This window comes from Pseudomonas alliivorans, from assembly GCF_017826695.1.
Classification (GTDB): Bacteria; Pseudomonadota; Gammaproteobacteria; order Pseudomonadales; family Pseudomonadaceae; genus Aquipseudomonas; species Aquipseudomonas alliivorans.
Genome location: NZ_JAFFZW010000001.1, coordinates 711,573 through 735,235, shown reverse-complemented (window position 1 = coordinate 735,235; position 23,663 = coordinate 711,573). Strand labels below are relative to the sequence as shown.

21 protein-coding genes are annotated in these 23,663 nt (G+C 58.2%); 10 read left to right on the top strand and 11 right to left on the bottom strand.

Translation table 11 applies throughout. The annotated features are described in order from the left end of the window. Positions 1-9: 9 nt before the first annotated feature. Positions 10-1,005 (bottom strand): RTA1 domain-containing protein, encoded by a 996-nt coding sequence (locus JTJ32_RS03220; protein ID WP_210040829.1) that lies wholly within the window; start codon positions 1,003-1,005, stop codon positions 10-12. Between the two features lie 166 nt (positions 1,006-1,171). Between JTJ32_RS03220 and JTJ32_RS03215 the strand changes: the two genes are divergently transcribed. The 3 genes from JTJ32_RS03215 to JTJ32_RS03205 all read left to right on the top strand — a co-directional run bounded on the left by JTJ32_RS03215 (position 1,172) and on the right by JTJ32_RS03205 (position 3,262). Beyond that, entirely contained in the window at positions 1,172-1,609 is a 438-nt protein-coding gene (locus tag JTJ32_RS03215) for a DUF3592 domain-containing protein (RefSeq protein ID WP_210040827.1), read from the top strand. Positions 1,610-1,768: 159 nt separating this feature from the next. Beyond that, on the top strand, positions 1,769-2,065 hold the full coding sequence (locus JTJ32_RS03210; protein WP_184320167.1) for a DUF3144 domain-containing protein: 297 nt from the start codon (positions 1,769-1,771) through the stop codon (positions 2,063-2,065). A 255-nt stretch (positions 2,066-2,320) separates the two neighbouring features. Beyond that, entirely contained in the window at positions 2,321-3,262 is a 942-nt protein-coding gene (locus tag JTJ32_RS03205; protein WP_210040825.1) for an alpha/beta fold hydrolase, read from the top strand. Between the two features lie 56 nt (positions 3,263-3,318). Here the strand turns inward: JTJ32_RS03205 and JTJ32_RS03200 are convergent, their stop codons facing one another. Next, on the bottom strand, positions 3,319-4,524 hold the full coding sequence (locus JTJ32_RS03200) for an MFS transporter (RefSeq protein WP_210040823.1): 1,206 nt from the start codon (positions 4,522-4,524) through the stop codon (positions 3,319-3,321). Positions 4,525-4,634: 110 nt separating this feature from the next. Between JTJ32_RS03200 and JTJ32_RS03195 the strand changes: the two genes are divergently transcribed. The 3 genes from JTJ32_RS03195 to JTJ32_RS03185 all read left to right on the top strand — a co-directional run bounded on the left by JTJ32_RS03195 (position 4,635) and on the right by JTJ32_RS03185 (position 6,066). After that, on the top strand, positions 4,635-5,261 hold the full coding sequence (locus tag JTJ32_RS03195; protein WP_210040821.1) for a TetR/AcrR family transcriptional regulator: 627 nt from the start codon (positions 4,635-4,637) through the stop codon (positions 5,259-5,261). Positions 5,262-5,368: 107 nt separating this feature from the next. After that, complete coding sequence (locus JTJ32_RS03190; protein WP_210040819.1) at positions 5,369-5,566, top strand: hypothetical protein; 198 nt, start codon at positions 5,369-5,371, stop codon at positions 5,564-5,566. 215 nt (positions 5,567-5,781) lie between these two features. After that, the gene (locus JTJ32_RS03185; protein ID WP_328823951.1) at positions 5,782-6,066 is read left to right on the top strand and encodes a hypothetical protein; all 285 of its coding nucleotides are present in this window, start codon (positions 5,782-5,784) and stop codon (positions 6,064-6,066) included. Between the two features lie 116 nt (positions 6,067-6,182). Here JTJ32_RS03185 and JTJ32_RS03180 read toward each other — a convergent pair whose 3' ends face one another. The 6 genes from JTJ32_RS03180 to JTJ32_RS03155 all read right to left on the bottom strand — a co-directional run bounded on the left by JTJ32_RS03180 (position 6,183) and on the right by JTJ32_RS03155 (position 15,587). Continuing rightward, positions 6,183-7,802, bottom strand: a complete 1,620-nt coding sequence (locus JTJ32_RS03180; protein ID WP_210040817.1) for a methyl-accepting chemotaxis protein — start codon at positions 7,800-7,802, stop codon at positions 6,183-6,185. Between the two features lie 253 nt (positions 7,803-8,055). Next, positions 8,056-9,267, bottom strand: coding sequence for a multidrug effflux MFS transporter (locus JTJ32_RS03175; protein WP_210040815.1), 1,212 nt, complete (start codon positions 9,265-9,267; stop codon positions 8,056-8,058). A gap of 133 nt (positions 9,268-9,400) precedes the next feature. After that, the gene (fabF, locus tag JTJ32_RS03170) at positions 9,401-10,681 is read right to left on the bottom strand and encodes a beta-ketoacyl-ACP synthase II (RefSeq protein ID WP_210040813.1); all 1,281 of its coding nucleotides are present in this window, start codon (positions 10,679-10,681) and stop codon (positions 9,401-9,403) included. Positions 10,682-10,683: 2 nt separating this feature from the next. After that, the gene (locus tag JTJ32_RS03165) at positions 10,684-13,794 is read right to left on the bottom strand and encodes an efflux RND transporter permease subunit (protein ID WP_210040811.1); all 3,111 of its coding nucleotides are present in this window, start codon (positions 13,792-13,794) and stop codon (positions 10,684-10,686) included. Beyond that, positions 13,791-14,897 carry an efflux RND transporter periplasmic adaptor subunit gene (locus JTJ32_RS03160; RefSeq protein WP_184319551.1) on the bottom strand — a complete coding sequence of 369 codons (1,107 nt, stop codon included), beginning with the start codon at positions 14,895-14,897 and terminating at the stop codon, positions 13,791-13,793. The genes JTJ32_RS03165 and JTJ32_RS03160 overlap by 4 nt, the downstream gene beginning before the upstream one ends. A 75-nt stretch (positions 14,898-14,972) precedes the next feature. After that, positions 14,973-15,587, bottom strand: coding sequence for a TetR/AcrR family transcriptional regulator (locus JTJ32_RS03155; RefSeq protein ID WP_099228244.1), 615 nt, complete (start codon positions 15,585-15,587; stop codon positions 14,973-14,975). Positions 15,588-15,674: 87 nt separating this feature from the next. Here JTJ32_RS03155 and JTJ32_RS03150 point away from each other — a divergent pair, with 87 nt between their 5' ends. The 4 genes from JTJ32_RS03150 (at position 15,675) to JTJ32_RS03135 (ending at position 19,772) form a co-directional block, all read left to right on the top strand. Beyond that, positions 15,675-17,132 carry an efflux transporter outer membrane subunit gene (locus JTJ32_RS03150; protein ID WP_210040809.1) on the top strand — a complete coding sequence of 486 codons (1,458 nt, stop codon included), beginning with the start codon at positions 15,675-15,677 and terminating at the stop codon, positions 17,130-17,132. Between the two features lie 156 nt (positions 17,133-17,288). After that, positions 17,289-18,035, top strand: a complete 747-nt coding sequence (locus tag JTJ32_RS03145; protein ID WP_210040807.1) for a substrate-binding periplasmic protein — start codon at positions 17,289-17,291, stop codon at positions 18,033-18,035. Between the two features lie 97 nt (positions 18,036-18,132). After that, positions 18,133-19,065: an NAD(P)-dependent alcohol dehydrogenase gene (locus JTJ32_RS03140; RefSeq protein WP_210040805.1), complete on the top strand. Its 933-nt coding sequence runs from the start codon at positions 18,133-18,135 to the stop codon at positions 19,063-19,065. Positions 19,066-19,067: 2 nt separating this feature from the next. Next, positions 19,068-19,772 (top strand): helix-turn-helix transcriptional regulator, encoded by a 705-nt coding sequence (locus tag JTJ32_RS03135; protein WP_210040803.1) that lies wholly within the window; start codon positions 19,068-19,070, stop codon positions 19,770-19,772. Between the two features lie 110 nt (positions 19,773-19,882). On the opposite strand, the gene JTJ32_RS03130 is transcribed toward JTJ32_RS03135, so the two are convergent. From JTJ32_RS03130 to gcvA, 3 genes are all read right to left on the bottom strand, one after another. Beyond that, positions 19,883-20,761, bottom strand: coding sequence for an HNH endonuclease (locus JTJ32_RS03130; RefSeq protein WP_210040801.1), 879 nt, complete (start codon positions 20,759-20,761; stop codon positions 19,883-19,885). Further along, positions 20,758-22,461, bottom strand: a complete 1,704-nt coding sequence (locus JTJ32_RS03125) for an AAA family ATPase (protein WP_210040799.1) — start codon at positions 22,459-22,461, stop codon at positions 20,758-20,760. Before JTJ32_RS03125 ends, JTJ32_RS03130 begins: the two co-directional genes overlap by 4 nt. Positions 22,462-22,686: 225 nt before the next feature. Then, on the bottom strand, positions 22,687-23,562 hold the full coding sequence (gene gcvA, locus JTJ32_RS03120) for a transcriptional regulator GcvA (protein WP_236059153.1): 876 nt from the start codon (positions 23,560-23,562) through the stop codon (positions 22,687-22,689). Between the last annotated feature and the right edge of the window lie 101 nt (positions 23,563-23,663).

Below are 23,663 nucleotides of genomic sequence, written 5' to 3'. Positions count from 1 at the left end.
CGTCCTGCCTCAGGGAATCTCGATGTTCTGGAAAAACTGTAAACCCTCCTGGGTGTTCAGGCGTATCCCCAGCACTTCACCTGAAACACGCTGCAAGACTGAATGGTCGGCGTCTACTGACGTCCCCGTGCGACGGTCCAGGGCTGACGCTTCAAATGGCGGACTGAAGAGGAGAGCCTGGCGATAACGACGAACCTGAGTGCCGACAGGATAGTGAACAGGGCCGAAGTCAGTCTCGCGATTCAATACGCCGTCCCATCCGAGCACATCACCATAAGGCCTGTTCAGCCGCATGCTCAGCCAGCGCAGCTCCATCCCCAACAGTGAGGTGGCGGTATCCCCGGCCCTTGCCTCCCATTCCTTGCCCTGCCTGGAAAACACCTTCACGGGGCCCGCCAATACAATGCCACCCAGCGTGCTGCCTGGCGCCAGCGTGCAACCGTAAAAGTGCCACTCGGAAAAGTTGAAAGGGGCTCCGAACGGGAAGTGGAATTCGACTTCGCCCGGCGCACACTTCCAGCCTTGCAGATCGTTGACCGTTGTTGTCTCGATCTTCGCAGAGCCATGGTCTTGCCACAGTGCCAGGCGACGTACGCGCAACCCCATGACGTTGCCTGGCGTACGCTCGAAGTCCGCCTGTTCGAGGCTCCGCAGACCATAACGCATAGGATTGCCACTCAAGTCGTTGAACGGCTCCAGGTACTCCAGCCGAACCTGCGTACCCGCCGGCAGCACCAGATCGCCCACTACCTCTTCCTGCTCAAGACGCGGATTATGCGCGCGCCAGTCACGCCACTCGGTGACCTCGCTCCAGACGTAGGGCACGCTGGCGACCGTTAGGCCGATGATCATCAACCCGAAACGCCAGCGCCGCGCCAGCATGTAGCGCCTGCAACGCGGAATGAAAAAGGCCAGCAGGCAGACAATCAATAACCCGAGAAAGACTTGAGAGAAGATGAAAATCAGAAAGCCGATCATCATGGCCAGCGGGTCGATAGGGATCATGGATGCTCTGGTAAACCTCAGGACAGGTGGGCAGACTCAGTCATGCCACGGTGTTTCCCATGTGGGGCGACGCGAAATCGAAGGTTTCACGCAGGGGATATCATTGACAGGCTTCGGAGGCCTCATTGTAATACCCGTCGTTTATGGATGACGCAAGGGACCTGCCATGACCTCAACACGACCTTCCGACCTGGGCGATCTGTTCCGCGCGCTGATTTTCATACCCTTGGGTCTTTGCCTGCTCTTCATCACCTTTTGGCTGGTCCAGGACCGACTCGGCTTTCTAGCCCGCGCGCAACGCGCCGAAGGGCATGTCAGCGCCCTGAACTCGGGCAGCAGTCATCCGCAAATCGACTTTACCGACGCCTTGGGGAAGGTATTCAGCTACCCCGAAGGCGGGTTTATCTTCGGTTATACCGTGGGCGACTCAGTGACTGTTCTCTACAACGCAGAAGCGCCCTCCACCACTGCAATAATTGAAGACCGTGGCGCGCTGTGGGGCACGAGCCTGTTGGCGGGGTTATTCGCGATCGTGTTCACCGCAGGGGGCAGCTATCACGCGGCTGCCTGGCTGCGCCGAGGCCGCGAAGCGCGGACCTTATAAGACATTCAGTTGAACATCCCGATATCAATAGGCTGAATTCTCATACAACGACATCGTGATGGTCAGTCAGCACGCTCCGGCAGAGCAACGGTCGGGAGCGCACATCCACGCTGCACGAAACGATGAAATGATCGAATATCACGGAAAAGGCAATTGTCCATGGCACAAAAAACCGACCAAGCATTTTATGACCGGGCCGATGCTCATATCGATCTGGCAAACCAGCAGATCGACAAGCCCGAAGACCTCGGCAAAGTGAGCGCTTCGATGACCTTCGGCGCTACGCGATTCAATGCATGGGTCACTTCACGCAGCTTTGAATCCGGAACTGAAATGGCCGAAGCGCGTGAGGAAATCGTCAAATACTTCTGTGAGCAGTATCGAATGATGCTTGAAGACAATATTGACGACCATATCCAGAATTTTGACCGATACAAGGTCGGCAGCAAGGACTGACGCACATCGCGATGCCGCTGGCGCTGCGGCAGTCGGTTGATGGCCCCATGTTCGTAACTCCTGCGCTTTACCCTCCCGTCCCTGACTCTTCATCAGGCACCCCAACTCGAACAATAGGCTGGCAGCAGATGGCGTGCGTCAGAAGCAGCGGCAGAGGAAGTCACGCCGATATGTAACCTTAAAAACCTATTTGACAGGTTACAAAGACGAATAGTAACCTGAATTTTCAAATTTCATGGTTACACAGGTGGACTTATGAACGCTTCCAAACCAATCGCAGCCGCCGGTCTCGCAGCCTCCCTGCTTGCTGGCGGTGCCCATTCCGCCGATTCGACCCATCCGGTTCACTACCGCTACGAGCAGGTCGGTAATGTGAAGGTGTTCTACCGTGAGGCAGGCAATCCCAGCGCCCCGACAGTGCTGTTGCTCCACGGCTTCGCAGCCTCATCGTTCATGTTCCGCGACCTGATCCCCGAACTGGCCGATCGTTATCACGTCATCGCGCCGGACCTGCCGGCATTTGGCTTCACCGAAGCACCCGCGAAGGATCAGTACAGCTACACCTTCAGCCAACTGGCGACGACCATCGGCCAGTTCACCGAACAGCTCAAACTCGACAACTACGCATTGCTGGTGCATGACTACGGCGCGCCGGTGGGATGGCGTCTGGCTGTCGCCCACCCTGAGCGAGTCACCGCGATCATTTCCCAGAATGGCAATGCCTACGAGGAGGGGCTGGGCGATGGATGGGTGCCAATCCAGAAGTACTGGCGTGAGCCGACGCCACAGAACCGGGAAGCCTTGAAGGACTTCCCGACACCGGCCTCGATCAAGTGGCAGTACCTCGAAGGGGTCGCCGACAAGAGTTCGGTATCACCAGACGGCTACACGCTGGAAGGGTTGCAGATATCGAAGCCGGGTAATGCCGACATTCAGCTCGACCTGGTAATGGATTACGCCTCGAACGTTGCGATGTACCCGACCTTTCAAGCGTACTTTCGCACGTACCAGCCACCATTACTGGCGGTCTGGGGAAAGAACGATCCGTTCTTCATGCCAGCCGGAGCCGAGGCCTGGAAGCGTGATATCCCCAAGGCAGACATCCGCTTCTATGACACCGGACACTTCGCACTTGAAACCCACGGCAAGGAAATCATTCCTGTGATTCGTGAGTTTCTCGACAAGAACGTCCGGTAACGAACGCCTTCCAGTGTGCTGAACGCGATGGCAGGCAGCGCAATGCTGCCTGCTCATCAATGACCAGCAACCCATTGACCGGACTGCCTGACACCTTGGGTAAAACCATGCGCTCGCGCTCGGGATGTAATGACCAGTCCACCCAGCAGCAACACCAACAGCACCCAGGGGAATGAACCTGCGCCCCATTGGCCGAGCAACACGCCGCCCACTATTCCGCCGCCTGCAATCGCGCTGTTCCAGACCACCACATTCATCGACAGCGCAACGTCAGCGCCCTCCGCCGCCGAGTCGGCAAGGGCGGTTTGCAGCAGTGTCGCGGCACCGCCAAACGTCAGGCCCCAGATGAAAACTCCGATGTAGATGGCCAGGGCAGAGCCCGGAAACAGGCCGAAGAAAACCGACACCGCAGCGAATGTCGCGAGGCTGGCCAATACCGTCGCACGCAGATAACGATCCACCAGACGCCCCGTGCCCCAGATGCCGAGCAGTGCCGCAATACCGAACGCCAGCAACACCACATCGACGTCGTTCGCCAATCCGGATCCGGCAATAAAAGGAGCGATATAGGTGTAAAGAATGTTGTGCGCCAGCATCCAGGTGAACACAACGCCCAGCACCGAGCGCACGCCCGGCGTGAAAAAGACCTGACGCAATGCCATCCTTTCGGAAGAAGCCTGACCCGGATAGTCCGGTACCTTGATCAAAACCCAGGCGATCAGCACCAGGGTCATGCCAGACATCAGTCCGAATGCCATGCGCCAGCCCATGAAGCCACCCAGCCATGTTCCCAACGGCACCCCGAGCGACAACGCGACGGGCGTACCCACCATCGCTATCGCCATTGCCTTGCCCTGCAATTGCGGAATGACCATGCGCCGTGCATAGCCCGCAATAAGGCTCCAGGCCAGACCCGCAGAGGCGCCAGCGAAAAATCTTGCGACCAGAGTCAGCCAATAGTTCGAAGACAGCGCCGTGACGGAATTGAATATCAGAAAGCCAAGGATCGGCAGCAGCAACACCGTTCTGCGACGCCAGCTTTGCGTGGCAACGGTCAGCGGTATCGCCGCCAGCAGCGACCCGAGCGCGTAAACCGTCACCATCTGGCCCGCCAACGACGGCGAGACGGCCAGCCCACTGCCGATCTCCGGCAGCAATCCGGCAGGTAAGGTTTCAGTCACGATGCAGATGAAACCTGTCATCGCCAAGGCCAGCAAAGCACCCAATGGCAGTTTCTTGCCGTCTCTCTTATCCATCGTCATCAAGCTCACTCCACTAATATACTGATCGGTATAAATGTAGAGAGCACGCGCACGGTAGTCAACGACTTATGTATCGATTAGTATTTAAGTACCTCTGCAGGAGATCCGACATGGCACAGATGGGCCGCCCGCGTACGTTTGACCGTGACGCAGCAATCACTCAGGCAATGCATTTATTCTGGGAGCATGGATACGATGCGACCTCGCTCAGTCAACTCAAGGCGAGCATCGGTGGCGGCATCACCGCGCCAAGTTTTTACGCCGCGTTCGGCTCGAAGCAAGCCCTGTTCACCGAGGTGATGGAGCGTTACCTCACCACCCACGGGCGCGTCACCGATAGCCTGTTTGATCAGACCCTGCCGCCCAGAGAAGCGATCGAACTCACCCTTCGTCGCTCGGCCAAAATGCAGTGTGAAGACGACCACCCCAAGGGCTGTCTGGTGTCGCTCGGGTTGATGAGCGCGTGTTCAGACGAGAGCAAGGCGATCTCCGCGCCTCTGGCACGGGCAAGAGACATGAACCGTGCGGCATTGGTTGCCTGCGTTGAACGCGCTGTCGAAGCGGGGGCATTACCAAAGACCGTGATACCGGAAACCCTGGCTGCGGTGTTCGACAGCTTTATGCTGGGTTTGTCGACTTTGGCGCGCGATGGCGTTTCTCATGACACGCTGGATGCTGCGGTCACCCAAATAATGGGGTTGTGGGATAGTCTGAGCGCGAATGTCCATGGTCAGTGATCCGCAAGCTCTGACCGCAAATGTTCAATACGTCGCAGCCTAGGCCGTTCGATAACCATGCAGTGTGCGGAAACTGATGAAGCAACGCGCCGGAGCAAGATCAATCAATGCCGAAGAAACCTCAAACCCAAACGGCGACTGCCGCTGATATCGAACGCTCCATCCAGGCGCTTAATACCATGGCTGAACGCCTGTGGGGCGATGGTCGGGAGTCTGAGGCGAAAGCACTGCTCGACGCTCTGGATGCTTTGAACAGAGCGCTCGACAGAATCAGGATCGGGGAAAGCCGCAGGGTCCTTCATTGACCCGCCAGCCCACGTGTGTTTTTTTACCGGCGAGCGCCTGGCACCCGATCAGAACGTCAAAACCACTTCATGATTCGATGGACACCTGCCTGATCATGCGCCGGATATCAATGCCCAAGCGGATGAATCGTTACGTGATACGACACCTGTGGTGTTGCCTGCTCCTGTGCTCGCTGTGCCAGCCAGTCCAGGCATCGGCGTGGCAAATGTGCCGTATGGAATTGCGCATCACGGATGTCGTGAAAAAGCCTCATCCGGCATTACAGGCGCAGGTTTTAAAAGTACGCCCGGCATCGCCCGCCGTAGAGTGCCCGGAAGAAGGGACCCGCCTCGTTTTTACACCAGAAACGAAGGACTACCAGAACCCGCTGCCGCGTCGAAAGTGGCCCAAAAAAGGGCAGTCTGTACAGGTCGATTACCGCTATCTGGATGGTCTGTGCAAAGGCGACGGCCAAACCCATGAATGCCGCATCAGGCACTACCCGTTGGTTGGGCCTTGAATGTCAGCAGTCGAACAAGCTCCCCATCCAGAAGTGCCTGATTGATCGTTGGCGTTGCACAGCACTCCACCGACGCAATCAGGCCAGGCGTCCACACTGCCTCGCGAAAATACGGATCACACCACGAACCGGTTGACCAGCTGATTCAGGTTGACCGCCAGTTTCGACATTTCACCGCATGCACTGGCCGTCTGGCTGGCGCCTGCGGCGCTCTGGGTGGCAAGCTCGCGGATACTGACCAGGTTGCGGTCAACTTCGCGGGCAACATGGGACTGCTCTTCAGAGGCTGTTGCGATCATGAGGTTGCGCTCGTTGATCTGCACGATGGCCTTGGCAATCTGGTCCAGCGAAGTACTGGCTTCCTGGGCGACGCCCAGCGACTCGGTCGCCAGATCCTTGCTCGTATTCATCGCTTTCACCGCCAAATCGGAATCGGTCTGGATCGCCGCGATCATCTGCTCGATTTCCTGTGTCGACACCTGAGTTCGATGGGCCAGCGCCCTTACTTCATCCGCGACCACCGCAAACCCTCGGCCCTGCTCGCCTGCACGGGCGGCCTCGATGGCGGCGTTCAACGCCAACAGGTTGGTCTGCTCGGCAATCGCCCGAATCACTTCGACCACTTTGGAGATGCTCTGGGCACGATTGGACAAACCTTGAATCTGTTCGCTGGTGTTTTCAACGTTACCGTTCAGTTTCTGGATCGATTTCAACGTCTGGGCGACCCGGGCCGAGCCTTCTTCGGTGTAACCCTGGGTACGCTTTGACTCTTCGGAAGCCGACTCTGCGTTACGAGCCACCTCGTCAACGGCCGCACTCATTTCGGTGACTGCCGTTGCCGCCTGGTTGACCTCGTCATTCTGGGCAACAAGACCCCGACTCGACTCCTCTGTAACCGCCGTCATTTCTTCCGAGGCGGACGCCAGCTGTGTGGATGAATCGGAAATCTGCATGATCGTGGTGCGAAGGTTTGTCTGCATCTGCGCCAGCGCTTTCAACAGTCGCCCGGCTTCATCAGTCCCGCTGACCAACACTTCCTTGGAGAGGTCACTGGATGCAATGCGTTCTGCGACAGACAAGGCATCGTTGATGGGCGAAGTAATGCTTTTTGTCAGCAGCAGTGCAAAACCGATCGTCAGGATAACGACAACCGTGATAAGCCCGATAACAAGCCAGAGGCCGCTCTCGTAAAGATCGGTTGCGGTTTGGCCAGCCTGAGCGGCGCCTTCGTTGTTGAAGTTGGTGAGGTCTTTGATCTGATCCTCCATCGCATTCGTGAGAGGACGAATACCTGTTCTGACCAACTGGACGGCCCCTTCAATATCACCCTGCTTCATCAACGGTTCTAAAAGCTCCAATTGCCTGGAATAGGCATCGGCACTGTTTTTCACCGGTGTGTAAAACGAACGTTCCTTTTCGTCTGCGATGAGCGGTTCATAATTTGTCACCGCATCCGTGAACGCTTTACGGTAGCCGGGGAAGTCGTCGATCGTTTTCTGAATGGATTGAGGGTCCGCAAGGGCACGCTGTGTTTCAAGCCTTATGCGGAGGACAGAAGAGTTCATCAACGCCGTTTGTCGGATGCTGGCCATCCAGTTGAGTTCGACGTCTTTTTCAGCGTCCCTCAGCTTGCCCATTTGCACCACGGCAAATGCACCGAGCACAAAAACAAGGGCAATGATCAGTGCGAAAAACAGGGCAGCTCGGGGGGCTACGTTGAGATTTCTTAGGCGCATGCTGGATTCCTGTCTTTCGTCGAATGAATGACACTTCATCATGCTATCGACTCAACGCTGGAAACTTTAGGCAAGCTTCAACGGTCTGGCACCGGGTGGATCACTGAAGGCGCCTCTGGCCGCGTCTCCCCTTCATGGCGTGACTGCGCAAGGAAGTACTCAGCGCGCACCAGACACGCATGGCAGATCTGGACCGGCGCTTTGAAGTGTGCAAACGCTTTGCAGCCTGCTGGCAGACTGAAGAACCCGACGATCAGGCAGAGCCCTTCATCCCCCTCCCACTCATCACAAATACCCCCAACGCCACACCACACACCACCACCTGAATCCCGCCCAGCGTGGTCACCGCTGGAAAGGTCAGTGCCGATCCCAGCCAGGTGGTAACCGCCGCGCAGCCCATGGTCAGGAACCCCAGCAGCGCGGAGGCGAGACCGGCCTGTGCGCCGTAAGGCCCCATGGTGATGGCGGTGCCCAGCGGATTGGCCAGGCCCATGCCCCACAGGAAGATGACCGTCGAAAGGGTGTAGCGACTCAGGCTCGGGTTCACCGGGCCCAGCAACAGCACCAGTGCGCCGATCAATGCGATGGCGAAGCCTGTCGCAGTGACGGTTCGAATGTCGAATCGATGGGCCAGTCTGGGGGCTGCGATGCCTGCGGTGAAGACCACGAAAACGGTCGCTGCGAAGTAGAAACCTGCTTCCAGAGACGTCAGCCCTATCCCGCTCATCAAAATCGCAGGTGCGGCGCCGAAAGAGGCGAACAGCCCGCTCATCAACAGGCTTACCGACAGACCGGGCAGGATAAACCGACGGTCCCGCATCAGCTTGCCGTAGGCGACACCGACTTCAGGCACAGAGCGTGAAACGCGGCTGGCGGCCGGCAGCGTTTCGCCCAGCGTACGGCTGTAGATCAGCGCGACCCATAGCGCGGCAAGCGCGACGATGACGAAGATCGCCCGCCACCCCAGCGCAGTCGTCAACACGCTGCCCAGCAGCGGCGAGAAGCCAGGTGCCGCTGCGGTGGCGATCATGATCAGTGACATCGCTCGCGCCAGAGCCTCGCCCTGAAAAAGGTCTCGCGCAATGGCTCGGGCCAGCACTGCGGCCGCACATATCCCGAGGGCCTGGATCACACGCCCGGCGATCAGCATGTCGAACGACTCAGCAAAGCCACACACGGCGGTGCCGATCACGAAGACTGAAAGACCACCCAATACCAGCTTCTTTCGTCCGTAACGATCTGCCAATGGGCCGACGACCAGTTGGGCCAGAGCGAAGGTGATTAAGAAGCTGGAAAACGTGAGCCCCACCTCGCGTGGCGAGACGCCCAGCTGGGCTGCCATCTCCGGAAAGGCAGGCAGGATGATATTGGTGGACAGGATGCTGAGCGCCGACAGGCCCGCCAGCAGTGCAATCACCTTTCCTGTGTGTGCCACGTTCACATCGTTATCCGTCACGCTGCTCATCGATGGCTCTCTTATCAAAAAACGGGCTTGCCGAGTTAACGCCGTTCTCTGTGGGAGACGGCTCGCCGGCGATCTGCCGGGGACCGGCATAACGTTTCGCTGTGGATCAATGCGGCGCTCCATACAGCAGTTGCTACCACCGCCGAAACAACGCACTGGCATTAACGCCACCAAAACCAAACCCGTTCGACAGCGCATGGGTGATAGGCATCTTGCGGGCGGTCAGGGCCACCAGATCCAGGCCTGCTGCCGCTTCATCCGGGTGGATGAGGTTCAGGGTCGGCGGCACGATCTGGTCGCGCAGTGCCAGGACGGTGAACACCGCCTCGATCCCGCCTGCAGCACCGAGCAGATGCCCGGTGGCAGACTTTGTCGAGGTGATTGCGACCTTGGCATCGGCACCGAACACCGCCTGAATGGCAGCAAGTTCGCCTTTGTCACCAACCTGTGTCGAAGTGGCGTGGGCGTTGATGTGTTGCACGTCGGCCGCATCGACGCCGCCCTGACGCAGCGCCTGTTCCATGGCCCGGCGTGCGCCATTGCCGTCTTCGGGGCCTGCGGTGAGGTGATGGGCATCGGCGCTGGTGCCGTATCCCACCAGTTCCGCAATCGGCGTCGCGCCTCTCGCCACTGCATGTTCCAGCGATTCGATCACCAGCAGCCCTGCCCCTTCAGCCATGACGAACCCGTCGCGGTCCCGGTCGAACGGGCGCGAGACCTCTTGAGGCCGGTCGGCAACCCCAGTGGACAGTGCCCGCGCAGCGGCAAAACAACCCAGCGTGACGCGATCGATTGCCGCTTCAGTCCCTCCGCAAATCGCAACGTCCGCCTCGCCACTTCTGATCAGCCGTGCTGCATCGCCAATCGCTTGCACGCCGGCTGCGCAGGCCGTCACCGGCGCGCCCAGCTGCCCCTTGAAACCGTAGCGGATCGAGACATGTCCCGCCGCCATGTTGGCCAGAAAGGCCGGAGCCGTGAACGGCGACAGACGACGTGGCCCGCGCGCGTCAGTGGTGCGCACGGCATCGGCAATCACACCGAACCCGCCGACGCCGGAGGCGATAATGGTGGCCGTGCGTTGCTGCGCTGCTTCGGTTTCGGGATGCCAGCCCGCCTGTTCCAAAGCTTCATGGGCAGCCACCAGCGCGAACTCGATAAACCGGTCCATCTTCTTGCGCTCTTTGGGAGCGATGACGCGCTCCGGGTCGTAACCCGCGATCGGGTCCTGCTCAAGCGTTGGCACCTGGCCTGCGACCGAAACACCTGTGCCGTCACTGATCGCATCATCAAGCGGACGAATGCCTGACTGTCCCTCCAGCAATCTGCGCCAGACCTCCTCGGCACCGCAGCCCAACGGTCCGACCACTCCGCAGCCGGTGACGACAATGCGCTTTTGTCCTTGGTGATGATTCATGCTCAGGTCCTCGTCATGGGAGAGTCAGTGGAGACGTGTTGCGCGGCTTGCGGCTGTTGATCGGGCCGGATCTTGTACCAGATGGAATACATGGCTGGCAGGAACACCAGGGTCATGACCGTGCCGCCCAGCGTGCCGCCGATCAGTGTGTAAGCCAGCGTGCCCCAGAACACCGAATGCGTGAGCGGGATGAAGGCCAGGATGGCGGCCAGCGCCGTTAGCAACACCGGACGCGCTCGCTGCACAGTGGCTTCCACCACGGCATGGAAAGGGTCGAGCCCTTCCTTTTCGTTCTGATCGATCTGTCCGATCAGGATCAGAGTGTTGCGCATCAGAATGCCGGACAGCGCGATCAGCCCGACCAGAGCATTGATGCCGAACGGTTGGTTGAACAGCAGCAGGGTCGGCACCACGCCGACAAGCCCCAGCGGCGCGGTCATGAACACCATGACCATCGCCGACATCGAGCGCACCTGCAGGATGATGATCAGCAGGGTGATCGCGATCATGATCGGGAACAGCGGCAGCAACGCCACGGTCGCCTTGGCCGACTCCTCGATCGACCCGGCCTGATCGATGCGGTATCCGGCCGGCAGGCTGTCAATGATCGGCTGCAGCTCCTTGATGATCGTCGATGACACATCCGGCGGCTGCAGATGCTCGGCAATGTCACCGCGCACAGTGATGGTCGGCACACGGTCACGACGACGCAGAATCGGGTCTTCCATGCGCACGCCGACTTCGCCGATCTGCGAGAGCGGGATGCGCTGGCCGCCGGAACCCGCGAGGGTAAAGCCTGCAATTTTCGCCGGGTCCAGGCGGATATCCCCTGCCGCCCTGCCCATGACTTCGACCGAGCGAATGTCTTCGCGCACCGAGGTGATCGGCACACCGGAGAGCAGGAACTGCAACTGCTGGGCGACCGCGCTGGAGGTCAGTCCGACCGCCTGCAGGCGATCCTGATTCAGCGAGAAATACAGCGTCGGTACGCGCGAGCCCCAATCCGTATTGACGGTGCGCATCATCGGGCTGTTCTGCATGACAGTCTGTACCTGCTGCGCAATCTCGCGCAGTTTTTCAGGGTCAGGACCGGCAACCCGGTACGCGACCGGAAACGGCGAATAAGGCCCGAACACGAGTTGCGTCACCCGCACCCGCGCTTCGGGTGCAAGCCCCTGCGCGACCGCTTCGCGAATGCTGTGCTTGAGCGCCTCACGCGATTCCTGACTGTCCGTCAGCACGACGATCTTGGCGAACGATGGATCAGGCAACTCAGGCGCCATGGCCAGATAAAAACGCGGCGAGCCCTGGCCGATATAGGCCGTCACGATCTTCGCCGCGTCCTGCTTTTGCAGCCAGGCCTCGACCTTGGCCGTGGTGGCGCTGGTCTGCTCGATAGAGGTGCCGTACGGCATCTGCACTTCGATCAGCACTTCCGGGCGATCCGACGTGGGGAAGAACTGTTTCTTGACCAGCCCCATGCCCAGCACCGCGACGACAAACGTCACGATTACCACAATTGCGATCAGCCACTTGCGGGCGATGACACGAGCCAGAATCCGGCGAAAACGATTGTAGTGTGGCGTGTTGTAAATCGCGGCGTGACCGCCTTCGACCGGCTTGATGTCAGGCAGCAGCTTCACGCCCAGGTAAGGTGTGAATACGACTGCGACGACCCAGGAAGCAATCAGCGCGATGCCGACGATCCAGAACATGTTGCTGGTGTATTCGCCCGCCGTGGACTGGGCAAAACCGTTGGGCATGAAGCCCACTGCCGTGACCAGCGTGCCGGCAAGCATGGGCGCTGCGGTATGGCTCCAGGCGTAGGCCGACGCCTTGATACGGTCGTAGCCTTCCTCCATTTTCACCACCATCATTTCGATGGCGATGATCGCGTCATCCACCAACAAGCCCAGCGCCAGAATCAGCGAGCCCAGGGTGATGCGGTCGAAGTTTTTCCCCGTGGCCTCCATGACCACAAACACGATCGCCAGGGTCAGCGGTACTGCAGCAGCCACCACCACCCCCACTCGCCAGCCCATGCTGAGGAAGCAGACCAGCATCACCACCAGCAGCGCGACAAAGAACTTGATCATGAACTCGTCGACCGATGAAGCGATGTTCACAGACTGGTCAGTGACCTTGGAAAGCGTCATGCCCAGCGGCATGGCCGCGTTGATGCTGGCAGTCTCGGCATCCAGCGACTTGCCGAGGTCCAGCCCGTTCCAGCCGTCGCGCATCACAACGCCCAGCAACAATGCGGGCTCGCCCTGGCTGCGAACCATAAACGTTGCCGGGTCTTCATAACCGCGTTCGACGGTCGCGACGTCCGACAGCTTGAGGGTTCTGCCCTGCACGACAATCGGCGTATTGCGGATTTTTTCGAGCTTGTCGAACGCGCCGTCCAGACGAAGAAACACCTGAGGACCATGGGTCTCGATGGAGCCCGCCGGCGTCAGCACGTTCTGAGTATTGAGCGCAGCGAAAATGTCCTGCGGCGAGACACCCAGCGTCGCCAGACGCTCGTGGGAAAACGACACGAAAATGCGCTCGGCCTGTTCGCCGACGATATTGATCTTCTTCACACCGGGCACGTGCAGCAGCCGTTGGCGAAGTGCTTCGGCATCGCGCACCAGCAGCCGCTGCGGCTCACCCTTGGCCTTCAAGGCGAAGAGCGCAAAGGTCACGTCCGAGAACTCATCGTTGACCATCGGACCGATGACGCCTGCCGGCAACGTCTTGGCGGCATCGTCGATTTTCTTGCGTGCCTGATAGAACTCTTCCTGCACTTGGGACGGCGGAGTCTTATCCAGCAGCGAGACCATGGTGAACGCAAGACCCGCGCGAGTGTAGGTCTCGCTTCGGTCGTACCACTTCAGCTCCTGCATGCGCTTTTCAAGCGGCTCGGCAACCTGATCCTGCATTTCCTGCGCGGTCGCGCCGGGCCATGCCGAAATGATCGTCAGTTGCTTCACCGTGAACGGCGGGTCTTCCGCACGCCCCAGCTTGAAGAATGAGAGCGTCCCGGCAATGCCGATCAGGAAGATCAGAAAGAGCGTGATGGACCGCTCGCGAACGGCCAGCGCCGAGAGGTTGAAACGGCCCGTGCTCATGGCTTCGCTCCGGCAACGACATCACGCGGCTGCAGTATCAGCACTTCTTCGCCTTCGTGAAGCAGATGGGCACCGAGCGCCACGACGTGATCGCCTGGCTTCAAGCCACCTGTCACCCGGGCTGAATCGTCGCTCAGGCCCAGCAACTGCACGCCGCGCCACGACACTTTTGCCGGTGTCCCGGTGATCACCCACACGCCCGCTCCCTGCCCTGCATCATGCAGCGCGCCAATGGGCACGGCGAGCGCTTGCACGGAGGTTTTGCCATCATCGATGTCAAGCGTGACGGTCGAACCCAACGGAGCGACGGCATTGGCACCGTCGAGTACGTACCGCGCCTCAAAGGTCCGGGTCAGCGGATCGGCCGAATCGGACAGCAGCCGCAGTTTCGCGGGGACCACGTCGGCGTCGTTTCCGTACATCCGCGCCTGCGCCTGGGAACCGACGGCGGGCCGCACTGTTTCCGGCAAGTGGACAATGGCCTCACGCTGACCCGATTTGGCCAGCCTGACCACCGGTTGCCCTGCGCTGACGACCTGTCCGGGTTCGGCCAGCGTATCAACCACAACCCCGTCGGCATCGGCCAGCAACACCGCATAGCCGGTGGCGTTGCGTGCGACAGCAGCCTGCGCCTGCGCAGCGCTGAGCTCGGCCCTGGCCGTATCAGCCAGCGATTTGATCCGGTCGTAAGCCGACGCGGAAATGGCGCCGGCAGCGACCAGATCCCGGTTACGCGCTTCGTCGTCTGCCGTCTGTCTGGCACGCGCCACGGCAGCTGCCACAGACTGTTGCTGGGCTTGCGCTTGAAGGCCGAGGTCGACCGGGTCCAGACGCATCAGCGGCTGGCCGCGCTTGACCGTCTGCCCCGTGTCCACGAGACGTTCCAGAATCTTCCCGGAAACGCGGAACCCCAGATCGCTCTGCACACGAGCGACCACCACGCCTGTGAACGAACGCGCGCCGTCACTGGCGCTCGCGACCGCAGCGCTTCTCACCAACGGAGGTTGCGTACGAGGATCGCGCACGCTCGAAGAGTCGCCACACGCGGTCAGAACGAAAGGCAGAGCACAAACGGCGAGCGTTGCAGGTATGAGCCGGAGCATGGGATCCCTAACTTTTAAAAGTGAGCAGGAATCCGATTCTCTAGATAGTGACCAATTTAGTCAATAGTCACAAACTCAGGGAGCGAGGCTTCTCAGTATCAGCGCGGACAGGTGAACAGGCGCTGTGGCGACGATTTCCAGGTTGTACTGCAACTGGACCGGGCTGATGTAAGGGCGCATGACCAGATGAATGGCCTGAACGGTTTCATCGAGTGGCGTCTTGCGCTCGAACTCGCCGGACTCACGCCCTTCCAGAACGATCTGCTGGATCAGCTCTCGCAAACGGGCGTCGTGCGCTTGTGCGGACGGCCACTTGTCACGGGTGGCGACGGCGGCAATGTCGTGCAGCTTGCGGTCGTGAAAGAACAGATCGCTGCCCGCCTCGACCACTGCGCGGAACAGGCGTCGCAGCTTTTCCGAGGCCGTTGGCGCGTCGGCGATGGCAGCGTCGACGATGGTCATGATCATGGCCAGGCGATTGGAACAGATCACCTCACCGATAGCCTGCTTGGAATCGAAGAACTTGTAGATGTAGGCCTTGGAAAAGCCAATGGCCTTGGCCAGGTCGGATACCGTGGTTTTCTCGAAACCGTAGTGACCGAAATGCTCGGTGGCCGCTTCCACGACCTGATCGCGAACGCTGTGGTCGGACGGTCCGCGTGATGGGGTCGTATCAATGTGCTTAGTCATGTTTCCAGCTTAGCTCCGCAAGCCTTGATTGACAACAAGTGACCAAATTGTAATATGGTCACACCTGTTCATTCCAAGGAAATCTCAATGCGCCCGCTCTCCACGTACGCACTACTGATGAGTGCCAGCCTGATGGCGGGCTGCGCCGTAGGTCCGGATTACCAGCGTCCGGACGCTCCTGTGTCGGCTCATTATCTGGCTCGACCCGATGCAAGGCCGGATTCTACAGGGCTCCCGCTGGATAATGCGGTCTGGTGGCAGAGTTTTGCCGACCCGTTGCTGAATGAATGTGTTTCCAGTGCGCTGGCGCAGAACCTCACTCTGGCTCAGGCCACCGCGCAACTGACTCAGGCGCGTGCAGGACTCAGCGCCGCCACGGCAGCGCTGTTGCCATCGGGCAATGTCAGCGGTCAGGCTTCTCGCGCCTATCAGTCAGTCGAAACGCCACTCGGGCAGGTGCTGAATTCAACCCCGGGCTTTGACCGCTATGGCAATGCGTACGAAGCCAACCTCAATGCAGCCTGGGAACTGGACGTGTTCGGCGGATTGAGGCGCGGCCGCGAAGCCGCGCTGGCTGACTATCAGGCATCCGAGGCAGGCGTTGCGGCAACACGGTTGGCGGTTGCGGCGCAGACGGCCGACACCTACATCACGATTCGCGGGCTGCAGACACGACTGGACATTGCGCAACGGCAGGTCAAGACCCGGCAGGATCTGCTGGAGAAGGTGCAGATGCTTTATGACAGAGGCCTGTCGCCCGAGTACGAACTGCGCCAGACCGAAGGCGAACTTGCTCAGGTTCAGGCAACCGTACCGGTTCTTCAGTCAGGACTGGACGCCGCCATGAACGCCCTCGACGTCATGCTGGGCGTGCCACCCGGCACCAACCGCACGAAACTGGCGGCGGCCAAACCGATCCCGACCGCCCCGCAACTCATCGCGACCGGAACACCTGCCGATCTTTTGCGCCGTCGACCAGACCTCATGGTTGCTGAACGTCGCCTTGCCGCCTCCAGCGCCCGTATCGGTGTGGCGGTCAGCGAGTACTACCCCAAGCTCTCGATGAGCGCCCTGCTCGGCAGTGCGACAGCGGTGTCCAGCGGCAACCTGTTCAGCAGCGGTGCCAGCCAGTCGGCGGGCGTACTGGGGCTGCGCTGGAGGCTGTTCGATTTCGGTCGCGTAAATGCGCAGATCAATCAGGCCAAGGGAGCCGAGGCAGAAGCGCTGGCTGCTTATCGACAGTCTGTTTTGCGAGCCACCGAAGATGTCGAGAATGCGTTTTCGTCGCTGATCAATCGCACCACTCAGACGAACATTCTCAGCCGGGGCGAAAAGGCCCTGACCGCTGCAAGGCAATCGTCCTTCGCGGGCTATCGGAACGGGGCGGCCAGCCTGATCGACGTGTTGCGCGCCGACGAAACAATGCTCCAGACGTCGGACGCCAGAGCCCAGGCCCAGACTGAAACCGCCCGTGCCGCCGTGGCTGCCTTCAAGGCACTCGGCGGTGGCTGGCAAACGCCGGAGCCGGAGGTTGCTGTCCAATAACATGCCTGTGTGACGCCACGACCTATCAGAGGCCGATGGATAGAATCGAACTGCACATTTTCTCGCCCGTTGGGCTCCAGACCAGGCGGCCGGGTCTATGCTGCACTCGACTGCTCATTCGTTCTGAATGATCGAACAGCCCATCAGGCAGGTCATGTGAATTATTCGACACTGATTTCGGTGCTGTTGTGTCTGTTGCTCAGCGCACCAGCCAGAGCCGACCACTACCAGGTCGTGACGGAAGAATGGCCGCCTTACAACTATTCAGAGAATGGTCAGATTACCGGCATGACCACCGAGATTGTCCGGGCCATCATGAAGGTCACCGGCCACGATCTCACCATCGTGCTGGCGCCCAGCATGAGGGCGAGTCTCATATTGAAGATGCGACCGAGAACAATCATGTACTCAATGTTTCGCACGCCGGAGCGCGAGCATGTGTACAAATGGGTCGGCCCTATCCTGGAAGAGGCGATACACCCTTATCAATTGGCAGCCGCACCACCGGTCACCTCTCTCGAACAACTGCTGCATGCGCCGCAGATCACCACCCGGCACGCAGGTCTGCTGCCCGATATGCTGCAGTCACTGGGCTTCAAAAACCTCGACAAAAGCGCCACCGAAAGCGTACAGCTCTACCGAATGCTGCTGAGCGACCGCACTGCAATCATCATCGGCGATACCGATGCAGGCGTTGCCTACCAGAGCCGACAACTGAACATCGCTCCCGGAACCCTGCGGCAAATACCTATCGAACTGTATCGTTCATCGCTGTACATCGCCTTCAGCCGCGATTGTGAAGACGATGTGGTTGACTCCTGGTCCAGCGCACTGGAAACCCTGCGTCAGTCAGGTGAACTGGAGCGTATTCAGCGAAGGTACACGCAGCCGGCACCGCAGTGAACATCATTGATGCGTCGACAGCCCGCCCACCATGGTGACAAAAACTGTCCCTGTCGCTGTGTAGTGTCGTCCCCACATTCACCGGGGAAGACATCTCATGAAACGCATTCAATACAGCAAGTACGGCGGTCCGGAGTTAATGCGGCTCGAAGACTTCGAGCTGCCCAGCCCCGGAAAGGACGAAGTGGCGGTGCAGGTCAAGTACGCCGCCATCAACCCGATCGACTGGAAACTGCGCAATGGGGCGATGAAGATCGTGACGGGCAAAGCGTTCCCGCGCGCCATGGGCATGGACTTCTCAGGCACCGTCATCGCAGTCGGCGCGAATGTCACCAGGCTCAAGGTGGGCGATGCAGTGCTGGGGCTGGCGCGCTTCAAGGAAAGCGGCGCGTTTGCTCAGGCCGTCGTGACCAGGGAAGCCTTTCTGGCCAAAAAGCCCGACTCGCTCTCGTTCGAGGATGCCGCCTGCATTGGTACGCCGGGTATCACGGCCTGGAACGGACTGGTCGACAAGGCAAAGCTGCAGGCCGGCCAGCATGTGTTCATCAATGGCTGCTCGGGAGGCGTCGGCGAAGCGGCTGTGCAGATCGCGCGTTATTTCGGTGCCACGGTCTCGGGCAGTTGCAGCGCCAAGGATATCCAGAAGGCCAAGGCACTGGGTGTGGATGCGGTTTACGATTATCGGACGACGCCTGTTTCAGCCATCAGCACCCGTTTTGATGGGGTGCTGGACACCGCTTCCACACTGAGCGTATCGCAAGGCCTGTCGATGTTGCGATCCGGCGGCGTATTCCTTGACCTGAACCCCGGCCCCGGCAAATTCATACGTGCCCTCTTCGACCGCAGGCTGAAGCCCATCATAGGTTCGCCACGCGTGGAGATTCTGGATAAGCTGGCCGAAGCCGCCAGCCTGGGCAGATTCAGGATTCCGGTGGGTGAAGTGGTTCCCTTGAGCAGCGCGATCAACCTGATCACCGACATTGAACAACGACGCAAACTCGGTGGCAAAGGTGTCATCGCGATGGAGTAGGCATGGCCAGAAGTCATCGTTTGTTTGAATTGATGCAAGCGCTTCGCCGACATCGCAGAACCGTCTCAGGCGCGTCTCTTGCGCAGGAACTGGGCGTCTCGCTGCGCACCATCCGCCGCGACGTCGCAACGCTGCAAGGCATGGGGGCCGACATCGATGGCGAACCGGGCCTGGGGTACATCCTCAAACCCGGTTTTCTGCTGCCTCCGCTGTCGTTCACGGAGGAGGAAATTCAGGCGCTGATGATGGGTGCGCAGTGGGTCAGCCGCCAGACCGACGACAAATTCGCCTTCGCCGTGAAAAACGCTCTGGCCAAGATCAGTGCCGTTCTGCCAGTGGAAATGCGGCCGACGCTGGACGACGAGACGTTCTACATCAGCACACCTTTCAGTGTGTCATCCAGCATCGACCTGAGCGAAATACGCCGTGCGCTGCGTGATCAGTGCAAGCTGAGCATCACGCTTTCGATCGAACATACGCCCAGGGATCCGCAGACCATCTGGCCGATCATGCTCGGTTTTATCGAATCCAGACGTCATCTGGCGGCATGGTGCGAAGGCGACGGCAAGTACCGGATTATCAACATGGACGATATTACAGAAGCGCACGTCCTGACCGAACGCTACACACGCAACCGCCGCCAGATGATCAAGGAGTGGCGTGCGCTGGAGGTACTGCCGTGCAACGTCCGGGGCGAGAGCTGCTGACGCGGGCGTCAGCATAATCGCTCCTGCTCCTGCATTCCTCTGATTGCCAGAAAGTCATAGCACGCTGGGGCTACAGCTCTATAAAAATTCAGGCCTCACGTAAACCAAGATCATCCATCTTCATCAAGCATAAGCGGCAGTGTACATTCAGGAAAAGATGACGGTTTCTGATGAAAATCGCCTTGAAGACTCTCTATCACTTCAGGACTGCTCAGCACCCCTAAATAAAAAGCCGCCGCCCAGTTACTGGCGTCAGCATGACCTCCATACTCCTCTAGGCGGGTTTCAAAAGACTTTTTAATATTACAACCCTTTTCGCGAACCAGTCGCCCCCATCGCTTATACTGGTGTTCGCAATACGCCACAATCCGCTTCGGCACTTTCAAAGAACTCAAGTGCAATTTTATTCGATTGGCATCCTCTTCACTGGTAGACTTTTCAATGCTGAAGCGAGGCTTAAACAATGGCTTTTCATGCTCAATTGTTATATCAACATCAAAGCGAACCGCCGACAGTGCTGCACTGTACATGGGATGAAGAAACAGAGCCTGCCGCTTATTACTGCAATAATAGCGGTGCCCTTTAATAGGCGCACAATCACGGCATTGGGGAACCAGGTTGTTTGAGAATATCGCGAATTCAGGCCACTTCTCTTTAGGTATGAAGTGGTCCAACGTCTCGGGAGGGGACGGATACCCACAATAAGGGCACTCGTCAAGCTGGTGATCAGCGCGACGCAACTTAAAGCTTCCACGAAGTGCTGCAGGCGGATTTAAATAAAACTCCTTCAGGACCTGAGCGGTTAGATCTATCCGGGAAGGCGTCGGCGCCGTTTTATAATCATCAATGACAGCGTCAAACTTCCGATAATGCTCACGCAGGGTAAATTTCAGATAATACAATAACTTTGCATTGTCTTTTTCTGAAAAAATTGCTTGATCCAGCCAAGCACAATCTGTTCTGACTCGCAGTGAAGAGAGGTATTTCATTCCGCTCTCCGCTCAATTTCAATGTCCGCCCCATCCTCATCGTCTTCAACTTTTGCTGTCAAGTAAGCCAGTGCTTCATCCCCCACATCCGGCCCTAGTTTTTCCAACGCAGCTTCGGGACTGCTAAACGTTTTCACCGCAATATCGAGTGCATCCTCATAGGGCTTGCGTATTTCGTAATCATCGAATGCCAACCCCATAATGACTTCGACCGTTTGACCAAATGTCTCAACACTGGGCCTGGATACCTCTGTGCGCCCGTTGACCTTACGCAGTATGGAAATGCCGGATTGTTCAACCTCCCTTGCCAAAATGGATGAATGCGTAGCGATAATAGCATTTGACTTGGTCGCTATAAGCAGCTGCTTAAGCATATCAAGCAGGCCCACTTCCATTGCGGGATGAAGGTAAAGCTCCGGCTCATCAAGTATTAATAGGCTCTCTCCATCGACCTCTGCCACCAGGCTGGGCAACAGATAAGAATAAATGGTTTGTCCCGAACTAAGCGACACCACCTCACCGTCGTTGAGAAAACGAATGCCTCGTGCATAATCCAAATCTCCTCTGCCCGCCAGCTCATTTCTCAACGCATCATCTTTTTCTTTAAGTACAATCGACTCTCCACCCGAAGCGTTAAGCTCAATGGCGTCAAATTCTATTGATCTCTTTAACGTCTGGAACAGCAAATTGAAACGACCAACGGCGGACCACTGATTTTCCATATCGTATTGAAGAATCCGGTGCACCGCTCGAGCGCTGCTTTCCTTGGGCCACTCAAGTGAAAACGTACCCTTGGGGTCCCTGAACCCTAAATAGACATACTCGTTAACAAGACGGCGACGACGCTCTTGCTCATCTTTGGACGCCAGCTCATTTTCCGGGGAGGTCTCACGTGGCGGCGAGGCTTCAGCTCCCAGCGCGATGGAGAGTTCGCTCTCTGTTTTGAAAGACTCAAAAGGCGAATAGGCAGCCACGACAACCTTGTGAAAAAAAGGCCAGCTTTCTGTATGCTGTCTAACGCCTGTCAGGGTATCCACTAAATGCCGCAATATATGGCTTTTGCCAACGCCGTTACGTCCAACCAGAAGATTTATATTTGTCGGACCTAACGTTCTTCCGTTATCAAAGTTAAAATTCAATACATCAAAACAGTCTGTCAGCCCGCCGAGAGAAAACGAAAAACTGTCTTGCGCCTCGTAGCTACCCAGCGCTATCTGGTGTCCTTTTTTCAGAATAGCCTTGGCCATACTGCTTCGAAAAAGTGACGAATCAAAACCACCCCATGCAGAATAGTTCTTATAACTATCGTAGTTGTAGCTTCCGTCACATATTTTGCGCAGGTACTCCACCGCCTCTGTTTTAAGCCGCAGCCCCACTCGACGATAGTAGTCTATATCCGACGCTAACGAGACGACGTTCTGTGGATTCAGAAGATCTGTGATTCGGCGACTGCGGCCGACTTGATCTGTGGATAACAAGAAATAATCGGATGTATTCTTGTAATCTTTCACCAAGATTTTGGTTCGGCCCAACGGCTCACGCACACCCGCCACCACGCGATGAACCTGAAACGTCACTGTGTAGTTATAATCATCCCACGGTTGGGGATAGGAAGTACCGACATGGTCTTGTAGTAGATGGATACCGTCGATCGAATCAAAATCAAAATCTGTCGAATAAAAAAAATCAAACCCTGACATTCCCCGTATCTCCGTATACTTGTCAGCAGTGGACTCACTGTCTCAAGTAGAGGATACATCAGGTTCTCTAAAAAACTCCAATCAAGTCGGCAACTTTGCTGGGGCGGAGCAAACGCGTCGTATCCATGTCATCCGACAATGATCAGTCGAACTGGGATCCTCAGCCCATTACGACGTCCAACATCACTGTAAGGCTATAGTTTCCCTGCCCGATAGCGGAAACCCTCAGCCATCACCCTGCCCCTCAAGCCATGAACAGAACAGCTGCACCGTTTCATCGGCCAGTTTTTCGTCGGGCACGTAGGCGCAGTAGCTGCGCGACTTAAGGCGCGGCCCGGTAAAAGGCATCACCAGCCGCCCGGCCTGCAGGTCGCTGGCAACCAGCGCGGCGGGCCCCATCGCGATGCCCAACCCATCGATGGCAGCCTGCAAGGTCAGATAGAAATGGTCGAACACCACACCTGCGGCTGGCTTCAACGCAGGGATACTGGCACTCGCCAGCCAGTCCGGCCACAGCCTTGGCAGGCTCGAGGTATGTAACAGCGTGTGGCGTCTCAGGTCCTCGGGGGTATTCAACGGCAGTCGCTTCAGAAGCGCCGGGCTACACACAGGAATTCTGTCTTCACGCAGGAATACCCGGGTCCGATAGCCATAAAGTGTGTCCGGCCCACCCCGAATGATGAGATCGTAAGGCTCCTTCAGACTTTCCACGGACTTGTTCGAGGTGTGCACCTGCACATCGATGCCCGGATGACTGGCGCGAAACGCATCAAGTCGCGGCACCAGCCAGCGCAACGTGAAGGTCGCAAGCGCGTTCACCAGCAACGTACGAGGGGCCGGATCAGGCAAGCCGAACCTCGCTGTCACCAGTGCGATCCGCTCCAGCAGCGGCCCGATCTCAGCAAGATAGGCTCTGGCAGCTGTGGTCAGAATCACCCGACGATTGTGTCGTTCGAACAATGCAGAACCCAGCCAGTCCTCGAGCAGACGAACACTCTGACTGATCGCTCCGGACGTGACATGCAGTTCGGCTGCGGCCTCCTTGAAACTGCCCAGACGGCCAGCCGCCTCGAAAGCGCGCAATGCATTGAGCGGGGGCAATTCTCGTTTCATTCGCAATAGCTACGCTAACGTGAGCAGCCAATTTATCTGGTTTGTCAGGCGGTACCAAGATAGATATTTTGCCGAGCAGATAAACACTG

Excerpts from the sequence above, each read along its gene's own strand:
- JTJ32_RS03165 (WP_210040811.1), bottom strand. The coding sequence starts at position 13,794 with ATGAGCACGGGCCGTTTCAACCTCTCGGCGCTGGCCGTTCGCGAGCGG.
- JTJ32_RS03210 (WP_184320167.1), top strand. The coding sequence starts at position 1,769 with ATGGCACAAAAAACCGACCAAGCATTTTATGACCGGGCCGATGCTCAT.
- JTJ32_RS03195 (WP_210040821.1), top strand. The coding sequence starts at position 4,635 with ATGGCACAGATGGGCCGCCCGCGTACGTTTGACCGTGACGCAGCAATC.
- JTJ32_RS03180 (WP_210040817.1), bottom strand. The coding sequence starts at position 7,802 with ATGCGCCTAAGAAATCTCAACGTAGCCCCCCGAGCTGCCCTGTTTTTC.
- JTJ32_RS03155 (WP_099228244.1), bottom strand. The coding sequence starts at position 15,587 with ATGACTAAGCACATTGATACGACCCCATCACGCGGACCGTCCGACCAC.
- JTJ32_RS03135 (WP_210040803.1), top strand. The coding sequence starts at position 19,068 with ATGGCCAGAAGTCATCGTTTGTTTGAATTGATGCAAGCGCTTCGCCGA.
- JTJ32_RS03150 (WP_210040809.1), top strand. The coding sequence starts at position 15,675 with ATGCGCCCGCTCTCCACGTACGCACTACTGATGAGTGCCAGCCTGATG.
- JTJ32_RS03200 (WP_210040823.1), bottom strand. The coding sequence starts at position 4,524 with ATGACGATGGATAAGAGAGACGGCAAGAAACTGCCATTGGGTGCTTTG.
- JTJ32_RS03160 (WP_184319551.1), bottom strand. The coding sequence starts at position 14,897 with ATGCTCCGGCTCATACCTGCAACGCTCGCCGTTTGTGCTCTGCCTTTC.
- JTJ32_RS03190 (WP_210040819.1), top strand. The coding sequence starts at position 5,369 with ATGCCGAAGAAACCTCAAACCCAAACGGCGACTGCCGCTGATATCGAA.
- JTJ32_RS03130 (WP_210040801.1), bottom strand. The coding sequence starts at position 20,761 with ATGAAATACCTCTCTTCACTGCGAGTCAGAACAGATTGTGCTTGGCTG.
- JTJ32_RS03185 (WP_328823951.1), top strand. The coding sequence starts at position 5,782 with ATGGAATTGCGCATCACGGATGTCGTGAAAAAGCCTCATCCGGCATTA.
- JTJ32_RS03125 (WP_210040799.1), bottom strand. The coding sequence starts at position 22,461 with ATGTCAGGGTTTGATTTTTTTTATTCGACAGATTTTGATTTTGATTCG.
- JTJ32_RS03175 (WP_210040815.1), bottom strand. The coding sequence starts at position 9,267 with ATGAGCAGCGTGACGGATAACGATGTGAACGTGGCACACACAGGAAAG.
- JTJ32_RS03215 (WP_210040827.1), top strand. The coding sequence starts at position 1,172 with ATGACCTCAACACGACCTTCCGACCTGGGCGATCTGTTCCGCGCGCTG.
- JTJ32_RS03205 (WP_210040825.1), top strand. The coding sequence starts at position 2,321 with ATGAACGCTTCCAAACCAATCGCAGCCGCCGGTCTCGCAGCCTCCCTG.
- JTJ32_RS03220 (WP_210040829.1), bottom strand. The coding sequence starts at position 1,005 with ATGATCCCTATCGACCCGCTGGCCATGATGATCGGCTTTCTGATTTTC.
- fabF (WP_210040813.1), bottom strand. The coding sequence starts at position 10,681 with ATGAATCATCACCAAGGACAAAAGCGCATTGTCGTCACCGGCTGCGGA.
- JTJ32_RS03140 (WP_210040805.1), top strand. The coding sequence starts at position 18,133 with ATGAAACGCATTCAATACAGCAAGTACGGCGGTCCGGAGTTAATGCGG.